Annotated in this window: 13 protein-coding genes; 6 read left to right on the top strand and 7 right to left on the bottom strand. The window is 35.8% G+C overall.

What is annotated here, in order from left to right:
• Positions 1–7: 7 nt before the first annotated feature.
• The 4 genes from I6U49_RS16190 to smpB form a co-directional block, all read right to left on the bottom strand.
• Positions 8–988, bottom strand: a complete 981-nt coding sequence (locus I6U49_RS16190) for an IS110 family RNA-guided transposase (protein ID WP_198627550.1) — start codon at positions 986–988, stop codon at positions 8–10.
• 253 nt (positions 989–1,241) lie between these two features.
• A complete protein-coding gene (locus I6U49_RS16195; RefSeq protein WP_198629616.1) occupies positions 1,242–3,731 on the bottom strand; it encodes a DUF5686 and carboxypeptidase regulatory-like domain-containing protein in 2,490 nt (829 codons plus the stop codon).
• Between the two features lie 50 nt (positions 3,732–3,781).
• The gene (locus I6U49_RS16200) at positions 3,782–4,954 is read right to left on the bottom strand and encodes an MFS transporter (protein WP_198629617.1); all 1,173 of its coding nucleotides are present in this window, start codon (positions 4,952–4,954) and stop codon (positions 3,782–3,784) included.
• A 7-nt stretch (positions 4,955–4,961) separates the two neighbouring features.
• Positions 4,962–5,426: an SsrA-binding protein SmpB gene (smpB, locus tag I6U49_RS16205; RefSeq protein ID WP_198629618.1), complete on the bottom strand. Its 465-nt coding sequence runs from the start codon at positions 5,424–5,426 to the stop codon at positions 4,962–4,964.
• A gap of 206 nt (positions 5,427–5,632) precedes the next feature.
• Here smpB and I6U49_RS16210 point away from each other — a divergent pair, with 206 nt between their 5' ends.
• Both I6U49_RS16210 and I6U49_RS16215 read left to right on the top strand, forming a co-directional pair.
• Entirely contained in the window at positions 5,633–6,376 is a 744-nt protein-coding gene (locus I6U49_RS16210; RefSeq protein ID WP_198629619.1) for a DUF6503 family protein, read from the top strand.
• 127 nt (positions 6,377–6,503) lie between these two features.
• Positions 6,504–7,889: an NAD-dependent succinate-semialdehyde dehydrogenase gene (locus tag I6U49_RS16215; RefSeq protein WP_198629620.1), complete on the top strand. Its 1,386-nt coding sequence runs from the start codon at positions 6,504–6,506 to the stop codon at positions 7,887–7,889.
• A 143-nt stretch (positions 7,890–8,032) separates the two neighbouring features.
• Here I6U49_RS16215 and I6U49_RS16220 read toward each other — a convergent pair whose 3' ends face one another.
• Entirely contained in the window at positions 8,033–8,575 is a 543-nt protein-coding gene (locus I6U49_RS16220; protein ID WP_198629621.1) for a phosphoglycerate mutase family protein, read from the bottom strand.
• Between the two features lie 3 nt (positions 8,576–8,578).
• Positions 8,579–9,673 (bottom strand): esterase-like activity of phytase family protein, encoded by a 1,095-nt coding sequence (locus I6U49_RS16225; RefSeq protein WP_198629622.1) that lies wholly within the window; start codon positions 9,671–9,673, stop codon positions 8,579–8,581.
• Between the two features lie 120 nt (positions 9,674–9,793).
• Here I6U49_RS16225 and I6U49_RS16230 point away from each other — a divergent pair, with 120 nt between their 5' ends.
• The gene (locus I6U49_RS16230; protein ID WP_198629623.1) at positions 9,794–9,979 is read left to right on the top strand and encodes a CsbD family protein; all 186 of its coding nucleotides are present in this window, start codon (positions 9,794–9,796) and stop codon (positions 9,977–9,979) included.
• 165 nt (positions 9,980–10,144) lie between these two features.
• Here the strand turns inward: I6U49_RS16230 and clpB are convergent, their stop codons facing one another.
• Entirely contained in the window at positions 10,145–12,751 is a 2,607-nt protein-coding gene (clpB, locus tag I6U49_RS16235; protein WP_198629624.1) for an ATP-dependent chaperone ClpB, read from the bottom strand.
• A 182-nt stretch (positions 12,752–12,933) separates the two neighbouring features.
• Here clpB and ytxJ point away from each other — a divergent pair, with 182 nt between their 5' ends.
• The 3 genes from ytxJ to I6U49_RS16250 all read left to right on the top strand — a co-directional run bounded on the left by ytxJ (position 12,934) and on the right by I6U49_RS16250 (position 14,990).
• Positions 12,934–13,323: a bacillithiol system redox-active protein YtxJ gene (gene ytxJ, locus I6U49_RS16240; protein WP_198629625.1), complete on the top strand. Its 390-nt coding sequence runs from the start codon at positions 12,934–12,936 to the stop codon at positions 13,321–13,323.
• An 89-nt stretch (positions 13,324–13,412) separates the two neighbouring features.
• The gene (locus I6U49_RS16245) at positions 13,413–13,655 is read left to right on the top strand and encodes a hypothetical protein (protein ID WP_198629626.1); all 243 of its coding nucleotides are present in this window, start codon (positions 13,413–13,415) and stop codon (positions 13,653–13,655) included.
• Between the two features lie 354 nt (positions 13,656–14,009).
• Positions 14,010–14,990, top strand: a complete 981-nt coding sequence (locus I6U49_RS16250; protein ID WP_198627550.1) for an IS110 family RNA-guided transposase — start codon at positions 14,010–14,012, stop codon at positions 14,988–14,990.
• The last annotated feature ends 7 nt before the right edge of the window (positions 14,991–14,997 follow it).

Genomic DNA, 14,997 nt, shown 5'->3' on the forward strand with positions numbered 1-14,997 from the left:
CTGATTTCTATGACACTTGCAAGTTATTATTATATATTTTTTGATTTTTTATGATGGCAAAAATTCTATGAATGATCTTATTTCTTACAGCATTTAAGACGCTCATTTTGTTTTTGCCTTCATTTACCTTTCGATGGTAATATTGTTTTAAATCAGAAGGCAATTGGATCGCCCTCATGGCTGCTAAATGCAGTATTTTCTTAATGCCTTTATCTGCATAGATAGAAACCGATGCCCTACCAAAAACAGAAGTTCCTGAACTTTTTGAAAATGGCGCCACTCCAGCATAACAGGCAAATTTACGAGGATTTGTGATCGATTTAAATGCATTTGTTTTAATCAACATATTCCACGATAAAATAGGACCTACTCCAGGAATAGCACGTATTAAATGGTATTGGTGCTTCAATACACTATTGTGCTCAATAACCTCAATTATTGATTTGTCGGTTTGTTTTATTTTTTCAGTTAGTAATTGAATAAGTTCAGCTCCGTGCTCTTCCAGTTGCGGCAAGTCAAGATCTGCAATCAGTAGGTTTTCTTTGTTTTTTGCTTTGAGTTGGGCTCTTTGCTTAATTAACAGGTTCCTATGGGATATAAGTGCTTTCAGCTTTTCTATTCCCGGTTCTGGTTTTTGATGTGGTTCGAGTTCTGTGTGGTTTTTTTCCAGGAATTTAGCAATACGGAAGGCATCTATAATATCATCTTTTCCTCTGGTGAGTCCAATACTTTTGTGTAAATGCAAAGGATTTACTTCGTAAAAAACGATATTTAAAGAGGTTAAGACTTCAATAATCTTACGGCCATATCGCCCCGTATTCTCAATACAGACTTTTAAACTTTGTGGCTTTGAGCCACTAAAAAAAACTTTTATAGCTTTTTTGTTGTTATCAATACGTTTGGCCAGTTTCTTCTCACCTTTTATAGAACAAATATCCAATGTGTTTTTACTGATATCAATACCTACAAAAGTCAATGAATTTTTCATAATTTTGGTTTTAGTTATGAATGGATTAAATTAAATAGGACTCAATTCCTTAATAATGGGCTTTTAATCCCGAATTTCTATTTGAGTTACTATTTAGGGAAAGAGTAGGTACTGAATCAGCATATAGCTCTTTTAACTGGAACTTGTTATAGTTAGCCTACTCTTTTTTAATCCTTAATTTACACAAATTTTACTCTTGCAAGTCTAAAGGAACTTGTTTCAGGATCTAACATTATATTATTTTGCCGAGATTTTAATCGAAAATTCCTAAAAACTTAAGTCCAAAAACAAACGCAGCTTCCCGCTGGCCATCTTTATTCGAAATCACGTAGTCTAATCTTAAAAGCCTGTATTTTCCAAAACCAAGATTATCAATTCCAACCGAATATTCAGAGTAAGGTTTGCTGTCTTCAGTATAGAGTGCATCGGCACCAATTACAAGGTTGTAATTTAGCCGATTTATAAATGGGATTTTCCCTAAAACCCAGCCTTTAAAATCATGTTCGGCGTGAACTTCGGCGTAAGTTTTATTTGTGCTTAATGAATAATAAGGGAGAAGGTTAAACCTGGAAACATTAGTAAAGCCATTATAAACCCTGGTTTGATTTCCTATAAAATGCCTGTAATCTAAAAAGGCCATATCTTGAGCATTCAGGAATGCACCAGCCTTTAAATTATAAGCTAGTTCACCTTTATTCCCCAGGTTAAGTTGTTGAGTAACCGAAGCATTAAAATGGTCGAAATTATAGGTTGCCAGGCTTGCTCCAAAGGCTTTTTCGTAACCCAGATAAAGTGTTGGGTACTTCTCATTTGAAACATTGAATTTACCACTTGGGTAGCTCATATATTTTTGACCAAACCTAATTCTGGTACTAAGCTTAAGCTTAAATAAATCATGTTCTCTAAAGGCTGAAGTCCCAAAATTTTCAGGTTGTAAGGGATTGTTGGAAGTGTATTCAACCCCATCATTATCAATAATTACCTGGTCGGTTTTATTAAATAGTGGTTTTCTCTTTTCATAACCAATATCGCCAAAAAAGTAAATGCCGTTAATAACTTCCTGCTGATAGGCTATTTTAGTGAAAGAGCGTTCATAAAGTTTAAGGTAATTACGTTCAAAAAATATACTGGTAATATCGTTTAATCGTTCCGAAATTGGAGTTCTATCGTTAATTTGTGCGGTTTCAATTCCGCCTGAGATTTTTAAAACCGGCCTGTTGTAATTATTAAATTGTTTTTGAAAACCTCCTTTAATTCTAAAGCGTTCATCGCTAAACCCATAATTGAAACTGGTAAATAAACGCCAGAATTTACCGGAGTTTTCATTTTTAACGTCATTCTGTCTATAAGAAATTATGCTGGAGGTATTCCACCCCTGCACGGTATTAAAATGGGTGCCCATTAGAGGGGAGCTTATATTTAAATATCGTTCTTTAAAAGAATCTTGCCAGGAATAACCAAACACCGGAGCGCTTAAGTTAAATTTATTCCGCACTGCATCTATTGAATCTTTATAAGGCTTTGAATTTCGAAGGCTTTGAATACTATCTTTTTTTACATAATCGTTTATTTCTTCATCGGTTAGCGGTACCGGACGCAGTTTTTGCCAATAGGTTGAATCCTTTTTATTGGCTGCTTCTGCAAAAGACATGATTTCATTGCCAAAACTATTTTTATTGAAGTCAGGTTTAAAATTGTAGTTGCTGTAAACCGCGGTAAACCGGCCATCTCCCGAAATACCAAACATTGCAAATTTAAAATCTACAGTTTGGGAAATTTGAATATAAAAACCATTTTCTTGCGAAAACCGATAATTCTGTTTAAAATCCAGTGTTTCAATTGGCGGCATTTGTACGGCCTCACCGGTAGTTTGTAGTTCTATTCCAAAAATTTGCCATAGATCTTCTACAATATAGATATACCCTGAGAATACGCGATCTTTCTCTCGTTTCGGGCTTACTTTTATTTTATTGATAAGATTCCCGTTTTCATCATAAAAAGTTCCAACTAACTTATAATTATAGTAGTTAAAAGCATATTCTGCGATAGGTGAAACCATTTCACTGTTAATCTCAATCGTGTTTTCATAAAATGAAAAGTAAGACTCCTGGGCCGAGTTTAAACTGAAACCATTATCATCACCACTTACTTTAGAGGCAATAATTTTTTCATTAAAATCATCTGGACGTTTATAAGAAATTTTAGAAATAGTTTCGCTTAAATATACGATTCCGCTTCGGGTAGAATCCAGTCCCCCACCAAGATCGCCAACTTCCTGCCCGAGTATTTTTTCCGGGGCATTTTCAATTCGCCAAAGACCCCGGGAATAGAAACTAGCGGTATAGGCCTCCAGTTTTTTAGCATTTTGCTTCCTAAATTCTATTGCTTTTTTAATAAATGCATTTGCTAGATTTTTATCTGAAGAAATATTTATCTCATCCAAAGTGGTGGTTTCAGGCTTTAGACTTACATTTAGCTGATAGGGGAACTCTTCAATAGAAATAGTCTTTTTCTGTGTTTGATAACCTAAAAACTGAAAAACCAGGTTATAGTCTCCGGGACTCTCTATTTTCAATTCGTAAATCCCATTCTCATTGGATGTAGTTCCAAATTTTCCATTTTCGGTATAAATATTTACATAAGGAAGTACCTTATTTTCGGTATCGGTAACTTTTCCTGTAATTTGGGCAGTTAAATTTAATGATGAGAAAATAAGGAGAATAATTAGGATTTTATGATGCATGAGGATGAATTGATTTTAAAAATAGAAAACTAAGTAAAATAATTGCTTTTTTATTTACTTTTCTTCATAATTCTCCATAAGCCAAATGCAGGGCCCAGGCTAAGAAAGCTAAGGCTGTAAACAGGTGCAACTTGATGTAAATAGTTAATTAATTGCAGACTTACTATGGTAATGGCAAAGCCTATGGAATTAACAATGGTGAGAGCCGTGCCTTTATTTTCTGCCACTGCGTTATTGGCTACTAAAGTTGAAAATAAAGGTGAATCTGCAACCACAGTGATGCCCCAAAAGCATAAAAATATAAGGAGTATTGTTGCTGATGTCTCCAGAAAAATTAATGGAAAAAGTAAGCAACAGACACCTGATAATAGTAAAGCTATGGAGGCGGTTTTCTTTACTCCTAAATGTTTAGAAATATAGCCTCCTAAAACACATGAAACCCCGCCAATTCCTATAATAACAAAAGACCAGAGGGAAATGTTAAAATCGCTTGTTGGAAATGAAAGTTTGTAGGCAGTTAGGATAACAGGAACAAAAGCCCAAAAAGTATAGAGTTCCCACATGTGGCCAAAATAGCCAAAGGCTGCACTGCGCAAAGGCTTATTGTTAAAAGCCTTAAAAATAGCATTAAATTTAAATTTGCCTTTTGCTTTTCGAAAAGGTCCATTGGGAACAAAAAGCAAAATTAAAAGTCCACCCAGCAAGGCGAACAAGGAAGTTGCAATAATCACCAAACGCCAGGGTAGTTCTTCGGTGCCGGTAAAAGTCTTTAAAAAATGGGGAAAAGCAGTTCCCAAAACCAGTGCACCTACCAGATACCCTAGAGATTTCCCCAGGCCTTTATCATAGTAATCGGCAGCGATTTTCATTCCAACAGGATAAATTCCCGCAAGGGAAAATCCGGTGAAAAAACGCAATAAAAGCAAGCTGTTTAAATTATTGTTGTCCAGAATTATTCCCAGATTAAAGATTGCGCCAAAAACTGCAGAGATAAAAAACAGTTTTGAGGGAGAAAACCTGTCGGCCAGGCTTAGAAAAGCGAAAATGAGTGTGCCCGTAATAAAACCAAATTGTACCGCAGGGGTTAGGTGTCCAAGCGCTTCTTTGTTTAAATTAAAGTTGAGGTAAAGCTCAGGCATTACTGCATTCCCGGCAAACCAAAGTGAGGTACAGCAAAACTGGGAAAAAACAATGAGTGGTAAAATTTGTTTTGCCGGCCTCATCCGGGAGCTAGTTGTATTCTTTCTTAATTCTGTCTAGTTTACGTTTACTTTCTCTATCTTTTATAGTTTCCCGTTTGTCGTAAAGCTTTTTACCCTTTGCCAGCGCAATTTGCATTTTCGCAAGTCCACGGTCGTTAATAAAAACACGTAAAGGAATAATGGTAAGTCCCGAGTTTCTCACCTCTTTTTCCAGTTTCCTTAATTCGCGACGTTGTAATAATAGTTTACGTTCGCTTTTTGGGTTATGATTAAAATGAGTGGCGTGAGAGTATTCTTCAACATGCATATTTATCACATATAATTCGTGATCCTGAAATTCACAAAAACTCTCGGCAATAGAGGCTTTTCCCTGCCTTATAGCTTTTATTTCTGTACCTGCCAATTTAATCCCGGCCACGTATTTATCCAGAATTTCATATTCAAATCTTGCTTTTCGGTTTTTTATATTTATGGTATTGTTATTCTTCTTCATAATCAACAAAAATAGGAAGCATTATAGAAAATACCTCTATGTTTATCAAATTCGTAACAAAATATCTTATAAAGTTTAATCACAAGACTATGATGTTGGGTTAATTATAAAGAATATGCGGCTTTCTTTATGATCTTGCTTAGCATTTTCTGCCAATATATAGGTTTTAATTATCTTTGCTGGTTTCAAATATTTATAATAAAGAAATGAAAAAGTACATATTAGGATTTATCGTGATCTCATTGATTTATGCTTGTGAAACAGAACAGGAGAGTGCGCAGCAAATTATAGATAAAGCAATTGTAAAAGCCGGTGGGGAGCGTTATAAAAATGCTGAAATTAGTTTCGATTTTAGAAAGGGAAGCTACCGAAGTAAACGCGAGGGTGGAGACTATGAATTGGAACGAATAATGTCTGATTCTACCGGAGCCCAGTATAGAGATGTGGTAAATAACAATGGTTTTACAAGGTACTATAAAGATACCGTAGTAAAACTTCCCGACTCCATGAAAACTATCTATGCAAATTCGGTGAATTCGGTTCACTATTTTGTGCAACTACCTTTCGGTTTAAATGATGCTGCGGTGAACAAAGAGTTGATGGGAAAAGACAGTATAGATAATAAAGAGTATTACGAGATTAAAGTGACTTTTGATGAAGAGGGCGGAGGAGAAGACCATGAAGATGTGTACATGTATTGGGTAGACACCAAAAATTATCACGTAGATTACCTTGCCTATAGTTTTGAAGTCAATAAAGGTGGATTGCGTTTTAGAAAGGCCTATAACCCACGAACTATAGAAGGAATACGTTTTGTAGATTATGAAAACTATAAAATGGACAATCTAAGCACCCCTTTAGATACCTTAGATGATCTTTATGAGAGCAGGCAATTGGAGTTGCTATCTAAAATTGAAACTAGAAATATAGAGGTAGAACTTTTAGAATAATAGGGCAGTATAAGGTGTTAGATGTTAATTCTTATTAATTAACTTGCTGTTTTAAAATCTTTAACGGCACATTACATCTATTTAGTTTTTGCTCTTTCTAACTTTAATTTTTAAAAATTGAAGAGTTATGGAAGAGAAAGTATTGAAAACTGTGAATCCTGCTACCGGGCAGGAATTAGAAACTTACAATTATTTTACCGATCAGGAAGCAAAAGATGCCGTAGAGCAATGCCACCAGGCGTTTTTGAAATGGAAATTGAAATCTCCAAAACAAAGAGCTGAAATAATAAAAGCCATTGGAGAAAAGTTAGCCGAATACAAAAACCAATTGGTGAATTTAATGACCTCTGAAATGGGAAAGCTTCTAAAGCAAGGGGAGCAAGAGATAGATCTTTGTATAGGTATATGTGAATGGACGGCAGCAAATGGGCCGGATAATCTTAAAGATGAAGAACGCGAATTACCAGATGGGGGTCGTGGTACAGTTACTTATTCTCCATTAGGCGTTATTTATGGAATTCAGCCATGGAACTTCCCAACCTACCAGGTTATTCGTTATGCTATTGCCAATCTTATGGCCGGAAACGGAGTTCTGTTAAAACATGCAGAAAGTGTTACCGGTACTGGTTTATTAATTGAAAAAATACTTAATGAAGCTGGTTTGCCAAAAAACCTTTTTAAAACTATTTTGATAGACCATGAGCAGTCTGATGCTATTATTAAACATAAGCTTGTTCGTGGCGTTACTCTAACCGGAAGTCCTGATGCCGGAAAAATAATAGGTGAAAAAGCAGGTGCAGCCTTAAAGAAAAGCGTTCTTGAATTAGGGTCAAACGATGCATATATGGTTCTAGAAGATGCCAATTTAGATAAAGCGGTAGACTACTGCGTAAAAGGGCGTGTGTATAATAATGGAGAAACCTGTGTTGCTGCAAAACGTTTTATAGTAGTTGAAAAGCTATACGATGAATTCAAAGAAGCTTTTGTTGAAAAAATGAAAAGCCTTAAAGTGGGAGATCCAACTAATGAAGATAGTGATTTAGGGCCTATGGCTAGAGAAGATTTGCGGGAAGAACTTCATGAACAGGTAGAAGATAGTGTAAAAAAAGACGCTGCGGTTCTATGTGGTGGAAATATACCAGAAGGAGAGGGCTACTATTACCCTGTTACCGTATTGGCCAATGTTAAACCCGGACAGCCGGCTTATGACGATGAGCTTTTTGGCCCGGTGGCCTCTTTAATTAAAGCAAAAAATGATGAAGATGCCATGCGAATAGCAAACGATAGCCGATTTGGACTTGGAGGCGGAATCTTTTCTGAAGATGAAGAAAAGGCTGTAGAGCTGGCCAAAAAGCATTTTGATACCGGGATGGTGTTTATCAATTCTTTTGGGCTGGCACAGCCAAATATGCCTTTTGGAGGGGTGAAAGATTCCGGTTATGGTCGTGAACACGGTGGTTTCGGACTTAAAGAATTTGTAAATGCCAAGGCAATAAATATTTTAAAAGGATAATTGCAGCATAGGAATTATCAAATTGGCTAATTTATACAATCAAAGTAAAATATTTCAATTCATAAAAAAGACCGGAATTATTTTCCGGTCTTTTTTATGAATCTGGTGTTGCTAATAAATAAAATATAGAAGTCTTTTCTATTTTAATCAATATATAAAACTTGTACAGTGCGCTCACCGTTTGGATGAATAGGGACTATAAAAAGGCTGCCATAAACGCTTTCGTCCAATTGTTGGTATTTTTTCTTTCCTAAAATATAATTTACCCATTCCGGGTTAAGATTGCTGTGGCCTACCACTAATACCGTTTTGTTTTTTGTTTGTTCCTGAAAATCCCGGTCGTTTAACTTTTGCGTATCATAGAATTTGACGTCTATGTTTTTACTTTCTGCAATTGGTTTGGCCGTATTTAAAGTACGCTTATAATCTGAACTATAAATGAGGTCGAAATCTATATCTTTAAAAGTATTTACCCAATTTTTAGTACGTTTTATACCTGCTTCAGTTAGTTCGGGGTCTTTATTTGCAGCATTGGTAGTATCCTTTTCAGCATGCCTAATAAAATAATAGGTAGTGATCTTTTCTGAAGGATCAACGGTATTGTCCATAATTTCTGAAGTCTCTTCGTCTTCAAAATTACAGGAACTAAAAAATAGCAGGCTTAGTATTAAAAAGTAAGGTTTCATAACTTAATCGATTTCCAGTTCTAAAAGAATAAATTGAGTAATTTGCTTACTAAAACTACTAAAATTATCGTCTGAAACCAGGATTAAAGATTTTTTTCCGTTAGGCAATTCAGGCCCAAAGCTCATTCCTTCAATATTATCTATAATCTCCTGATTTAAAAAGTTTTTGATCGATTTAAAATCGAAAATCAATCTTTTTTCAGCTTCCTGATAGTCAGCTTTTTTTAGGTTTTCAATTTCCAGGGTATTGCTCGCTTTTGAGGCATCTACATCATAGATTCTAACGGTATTTCCATTTGAGCCGTAGCCGGCCGAATAAGCGCGTTCCAGAACCAGAAATTTATCTTCTGCATATTCAAGAATTTCAGTGACACCATTTACCGCAAACCAATTAATGGGAAGTTTTGAAATTCGGTCTAATTTATAGGCGAACTGGCTAACCGGCAACATAGATTGTTTGTTGAATTTCGTGATTCTAACAGGAGAATTGGTTGGGTAAATTTTCGGCTTTGGCCCATCTTTTTCCAATGGAAGTTCCATGGCAACCCAATATCCGGTTTTATCAGAGCTTCTGGCAATACCTTCAAAAACACCATTATTTCTTGGTTTTTGTTCTCCAAAAGCTTTAAAATACTCAGGGATTTCGTAGGTCGAAATAAAATTGCCTTCGGTAGAAATATTAAAAACAGAAGGATCTTTGGCATTTTGAATGGAACCTTCAGAAGAAAGTATAAGCGATTTACTTTCGGCGTCAAAACGAATGCCTTCTAAATCTGGAGTGTGCTCTTTATAAAATGCTTCCTCTTTATTTAAATAAATAGCTTCTGTGATAATAACAGTGTCTATAGACCTGTTTGTAAATGGGATTTTTGCCTTGTAGATTCTTGGATTAGAAGGCTGGTCACAGACCAGGTAATAGTCGCCCTGGTGGTAATCTATACCCGAAAGTCCGCCTACCAGGCTTCCATTAACCTCAAGGTTTTGGGGTAGTACAAAATCGTCTAAATAGCTGAGTTTTATAGAAGAATTGTCTAGTTTTTTTGTGGAGCCGCAGCTAAAAATACCAAGAGAAAGTATTAATAAAATGAATTTTTTCATCAAAAGATTTTTGGCTCCAAAAATAACAAATCCTTAAGAGAACTATGGGAGTTTCTTGAGAGTTTACCCAAACATCGTATTGTAACTTAGTTTTATAATTAACACCTAAAACCAATTATTATGAATGAGGATCAATTAGAAGGAAAGTGGAAACAAGTAAGAGGTCAATTTAAACAAAAATATGGCCAGGTGACCGATGATGATACCACTTATACCGAAGGAAAGTTTGATGAGATGTTAGGTCGTTTACAGGAAAAAACCGGTAAGACCAAAGAAGAATTGAAAGAAGAAATTGATAAGATGTAATTTGCATCTATGAAAAAGGAAAAGGCCGGGAAAATTTTCCCGGCCTTTTTTTGCTCAATAATTTAAGGTTTAGTGGCATCGCCAAAGGTCGTAATGCCTCAAGGCTTGCCTCGAAATTAAAAATTTGTTTCCAACAACTACCTCTTGGGCTTTCCCCGAGGTAGTTTACGTTGTCTCTACTGGATTGGTTTCATTTCTAAATACCAACTCATCGTTAAATTCATCTAAAAGAATAATACTATCGGTTTTAATAGTTCCGGCGAGAATTTCTTTAGATAATTTATTTAAAACTTCCCGCTGAACAACCCTTTTTACAGGTCTGGCACCAAACTGGGGATCAAAGCCCCGACTGGCCAGAAAACTAATGGCTTCTTCTGTAGCATCCAAAATAATATGCTGTTTTTCAAGCATTTTCTTAACACCTTTAAGCTGCAAGGAAACAATTTTCTTGATATCCTGTTGGGTTAACGGGCTAAACATAATAATATCGTCTATCCTATTAATAAACTCGGGTCTTACATTTTGTTTCAGCAAGCTCAATACTTCAGTTTTTGCAGCCTCCATAGCGGTATCCAGGTCTTTTATATTTTCGTATTTCTCCTGGATAATATGGCTTCCCATATTGGAAGTCATAATAATAATGGTGTTTTTAAAATCTGCCAGGCGTCCTTTGTTATCGGTTAACCTTCCTTCATCCAGTACCTGCAGTAAAATATTAAAGGTATCAGGATGGGCTTTTTCAATTTCATCTAAAAGCACTACAGAGTAGGGTTTTCTTCGAACAGCTTCGGTAAGCTGGCCTCCCTCATCATAACCAACATATCCCGGAGGCGCTCCCACCAACCTGCTCACAGAATGCCTTTCCTGATATTCGCTCATATCAATACGGGTCATTGCCGATTCGTCATCAAATAAATATTCGGCCAGGGCTTTTGCCAATTCGGTTTTTCCCACGCCTGTTGTTCCCAGGAATAGGAAAGAACCAATAGGCCTTTTTTGATCTTGTAAACCGGCCCGGCTTCTTCTAACCGCATCACTTACAGCGATTATAGCTTCGTTTTGTCCAACCACCCGCTTATGCAATTCGTCTTCCAGTTTTAGTAATTTTTCACGGTCGGTTTGTAACATTTTGGTTACCGGGATACCGGTCCATTTAGCTACCACTTCGGCAATATCTTCGTTGGTTACTTCTTCCTGGATTAGGGATTTTTCATTTTGATTTTCGGCTACGGTTTCCTGAAGTTTTTCCAGTTTTTCCTGGGCTTCTTTTATTTTACCGTAACGAATTTCAGCTACTTTTCCATAATCACCTTCACGCTCGGCACGTTCTGCTTCCAGTTTATAGTTTTCAATTTCAGATTTTAAATTCTGAATATTGTCTACCACACCTTTTTCGTTTTGCCAACGCGCGTTTAATTCGTTTCTATCTTCTTTTAAATTAGCTAATTCAGCCCGAAGTATTTTTAATTTAGCTTCATCTTTTTCACGTTTAATGGCCTCAATTTCAATTTCCAGTTGCATAATTCGCCTATCTAAAACGTCTAATTCTTCTGGTTTAGAATTGATTTCCATCCGTAATTTTGATGCAGCTTCGTCCATTAAATCTATGGCTTTATCGGGCAGAAATCGGTTGGTGATATAGCGTTTCGATAGCTCTACAGCAGCGATAATGGCCTCATCTTTAATTCTAACCTTATGATGTGTTTCATATTTTTCTTTAATACCTCGTAAAATAGAAATGGCACTTTCGGTATCGGGTTCGTCTACAGTAACCTTTTGAAACCTTCTTTCCAGAGCTTTATCTTTTTCAAAATACTTTTGATATTCATCTAAGGTAGTGGCACCAATGGCTCTTAATTCTCCTCTTGCCAAAGCAGGTTTTAAAATGTTGGCCGCATCCATGGCTCCCTGCCCACCGCCGGCGCCTACCAGGGTATGTATTTCGTCTATAAAAAGTACAATATTGCCATCGCTGGAGGTAACTTCCTTAATTACGGCTTTAAGTCGTTCTTCAAATTCACCTTTATATTTTGCACCGGCAATAAGCGCTCCCATATCCAGGTTGTAAATCACTTTGTCTTTTAAGTTATCGGGAACATCCCCGGCAATAATTCTATGTGCTAAACCTTCGGCAATGGCTGTTTTACCTGTTCCCGGTTCTCCAACTAACATTGGGTTGTTTTTGGTTCTTCGGGAAAGGATTTGCAAGATTCTTCTAATTTCTTCGTCCCGGCCAATAACGGGGTCAAGTTTTCCCTCTTCTGCCATTTGGTTTAGGTTATTGGCATATTTATCTAAAGAATTGTAGGTGTCTTCGGCGCTTTGTGAAGTCACCCTGTCGCCCTTACGCAATTCTTCAATGGCTGCTTTTAAAGATTTCTCAGTCGCTCCCTGGTCTTTTAAAATTTGCGCTACTTTGCTTGAAGATTTAAAAATGGCCAAAATAAGATGTTCTATAGAAACATATTCATCTTTCATTTTTTTTGCAATAGTAGATGCTTCATTCACGGCTTTTCCCGCTTCCCGAGAAAGCACTATATCGCCCCCACTAACTTTTGGAAAACTCTGTAAGGTTTTATCCAGAATATCGTTAAATAGGTTGACATTAATATTTAGCTTTTTCAATAAAAATGGAGCTACATTTTCGTCTACAATACTTATTGCTTTAAAAATATGCTCATTTTCAATTTGTTGATGCCCCATCTCTTGCGCAAGCTGCTGAGCCTGCTGGATGGCTTCCTGTGATTTTATGGTAAAATTATTGAAATTCATAGTCGTTGTTTTTTGAATGAGTAAAGCAATTGATATACCATTAAAATATTAAGACAAAATGACTGATTTTATTTTAAAATTAACGCCAAATTGACACTTAGGTTAAAATTCTGAAAATAATTTTGAAATGAAGAGCGGATTAAATTTATTAAGAATTAATTTTATACGAAAGAAAATTAACTATGGGATTATTAGATAAATTATTTAAAAGTGAAGGCGGGGAGACCGGTAAGGTGACGAGCTTTCCCTGGACCAAATTAACCGATAAAGATCAAATAACGATAGCCATGGAGGAATCTAAAGATAAGCTTGTGGGGATATTTAAACATTCTACACGCTGTGGTATTAGTAAAATGGTGCTTAGAACATTTGAAAGGGAGTATGAGGAAAATGAAGAGGTGAAATTATATTTTTTAGACCTAATTAAGGATCGTGAGATTTCTAACGCTGTTGCTAATGAATTAAGCGTACACCACGAGAGCCCGCAGTTTATTGTTTTGCGGAATGAGAAGGTTGTTCATCACGCTTCTCACCAGGATATTGATGCTTCAATATTAAAGGAGCTCGACTAAGAGTATAAAATCCTGTTAAAAGTTGTTTTCATTTAAGCTGGACGCACTTGCCTTTGTACCTTTTATTGTTGAATAATAAATAATGTGTTATGAAGGCAAAAAAAGAAGATATACGAAAGCTGGAAGAAAACTGGAAGTCCTTAAAACAGGAAGATAAAGATAGAGAGCAACGAGAGTTTCGTGATCTTAAACAAAAAGAAAAGGATTCAGGGAAGACTTTAAAGAAAGAAAAAGACAGGAGTTCTTCTAAAAATTCAGGGAAGGCCAATTCCCGTGAAGAACGGGAATTTATGGATGGGGCTCAAAAGGAAAAGACTGATAAGAGAAAGTAGGATATAAGTTTTGAGGCTTGTTGTAATAAGTGGCACTTCATTAAATATATAAAGCTGTTTGAAAAGTTTTATCGGCGTCAAGCTGAATTTATTTCAGCTTCTAACTTGTATTAATTCCCTCAAGTTATATCCTGAAACAAGTTCCTTTAGACTTGCAAGAGTAAAATTTGTGTAAATTAAGGATTAAAAAAGAGTAGGCTAACTATAACAAGTTCCAGTTAAAAGAGCTATATGCTGATTCAGTACCTACTCTTTCCCTAAATAGTAACTCAAATAGAAATTCGGGATTAAAAGCCCATTATTAAGGAATTGAGTCCTATTTAATTTAATCCATTCATAACTAAAACCAAAATTATGAAAAATTCATTGACTTTTGTAGGTATTGATATCAGTAAAAACACATTGGATATTTGTTCTATAAAAGGTGAGAAGAAACTGGCCAAACGTATTGATAACAACAAAAAAGCTATAAAAGTTTTTTTTAGTGGCTCAAAGCCACAAAGTTTAAAAGTCTGTATTGAGAATACGGGGCGATATGGCCGTAAGATTATTGAAGTCTTAACCTCTTTAAATATCGTTTTTTACGAAGTAAATCCTTTGCATTTACACAAAAGTATTGGACTCACCAGAGGAAAAGATGATATTATAGATGCCTTCCGTATTGCTAAATTCCTGGAAAAAAACCACACAGAACTCGAACCACATCAAAAACCAGAACCGGGAATAGAAAAGCTGAAAGCACTTATATCCCATAGGAACCTGTTAATTAAGCAAAGAGCCCAACTCAAAGCAAAAAACAAAGAAAACCTACTGATTGCAGATCTTGACTTGCCGCAACTGGAAGAGCACGGAGCTGAACTTATTCAATTACTAACTGAAAAAATAAAACAAACCGACAAATCAATAATTGAGGTTATTGAGCACAATAGTGTATTGAAGCACCAATACCATTTAATACGTGCTATTCCTGGAGTAGGTCCTATTTTATCGTGGAATATGTTGATTAAAACAAATGCATTTAAATCGATCACAAATCCTCGTAAATTTGCCTGTTATGCTGGAGTGGCGCCATTTTCAAAAAGTTCAGGAACTTCTGTTTTTGGTAGGGCATCGGTTTCTATCTATGCAGATAAAGGCATTAAGAAAATACTGCATTTAGCAGCCATGAGGGCGATCCAATTGCCTTCTGATTTAAAACAATATTACCATCGAAAGGTAAATGAAGGCAAAAACAAAATGAGCGTCTTAAATGCTGTAAGAAATAAGATCATTCATAGAATTTTTGCCATCATAAAAAATCAAAAAATATATAATAATAACTTGCAAGTGTCATAGAAATCAG

Origin of the sequence: Salegentibacter maritimus (genome assembly GCF_016236915.1) — a bacterium.
Classification (GTDB): domain Bacteria; phylum Bacteroidota; class Bacteroidia; order Flavobacteriales; family Flavobacteriaceae; genus Salegentibacter; species Salegentibacter maritimus.

Coding starts and splice junctions, on each gene's coding strand:
- I6U49_RS16190 (WP_198627550.1), bottom strand. CDS start 988: ATGAAAAATTCATTGACTTTTGTAGGTATTGATATCAGTAAAAACACA.
- I6U49_RS16195 (WP_198629616.1), bottom strand. CDS start 3,731: ATGCATCATAAAATCCTAATTATTCTCCTTATTTTCTCATCATTAAAT.
- I6U49_RS16200 (WP_198629617.1), bottom strand. CDS start 4,954: ATGAGGCCGGCAAAACAAATTTTACCACTCATTGTTTTTTCCCAGTTT.
- smpB (WP_198629618.1), bottom strand. CDS start 5,426: ATGAAGAAGAATAACAATACCATAAATATAAAAAACCGAAAAGCAAGA.
- I6U49_RS16210 (WP_198629619.1), top strand. CDS start 5,633: ATGAAAAAGTACATATTAGGATTTATCGTGATCTCATTGATTTATGCT.
- I6U49_RS16215 (WP_198629620.1), top strand. CDS start 6,504: ATGGAAGAGAAAGTATTGAAAACTGTGAATCCTGCTACCGGGCAGGAA.
- I6U49_RS16220 (WP_198629621.1), bottom strand. CDS start 8,575: ATGAAACCTTACTTTTTAATACTAAGCCTGCTATTTTTTAGTTCCTGT.
- I6U49_RS16225 (WP_198629622.1), bottom strand. CDS start 9,673: ATGAAAAAATTCATTTTATTAATACTTTCTCTTGGTATTTTTAGCTGC.
- I6U49_RS16230 (WP_198629623.1), top strand. CDS start 9,794: ATGAATGAGGATCAATTAGAAGGAAAGTGGAAACAAGTAAGAGGTCAA.
- clpB (WP_198629624.1), bottom strand. CDS start 12,751: ATGAATTTCAATAATTTTACCATAAAATCACAGGAAGCCATCCAGCAG.
- ytxJ (WP_198629625.1), top strand. CDS start 12,934: ATGGGATTATTAGATAAATTATTTAAAAGTGAAGGCGGGGAGACCGGT.
- I6U49_RS16245 (WP_198629626.1), top strand. CDS start 13,413: ATGAAGGCAAAAAAAGAAGATATACGAAAGCTGGAAGAAAACTGGAAG.
- I6U49_RS16250 (WP_198627550.1), top strand. CDS start 14,010: ATGAAAAATTCATTGACTTTTGTAGGTATTGATATCAGTAAAAACACA.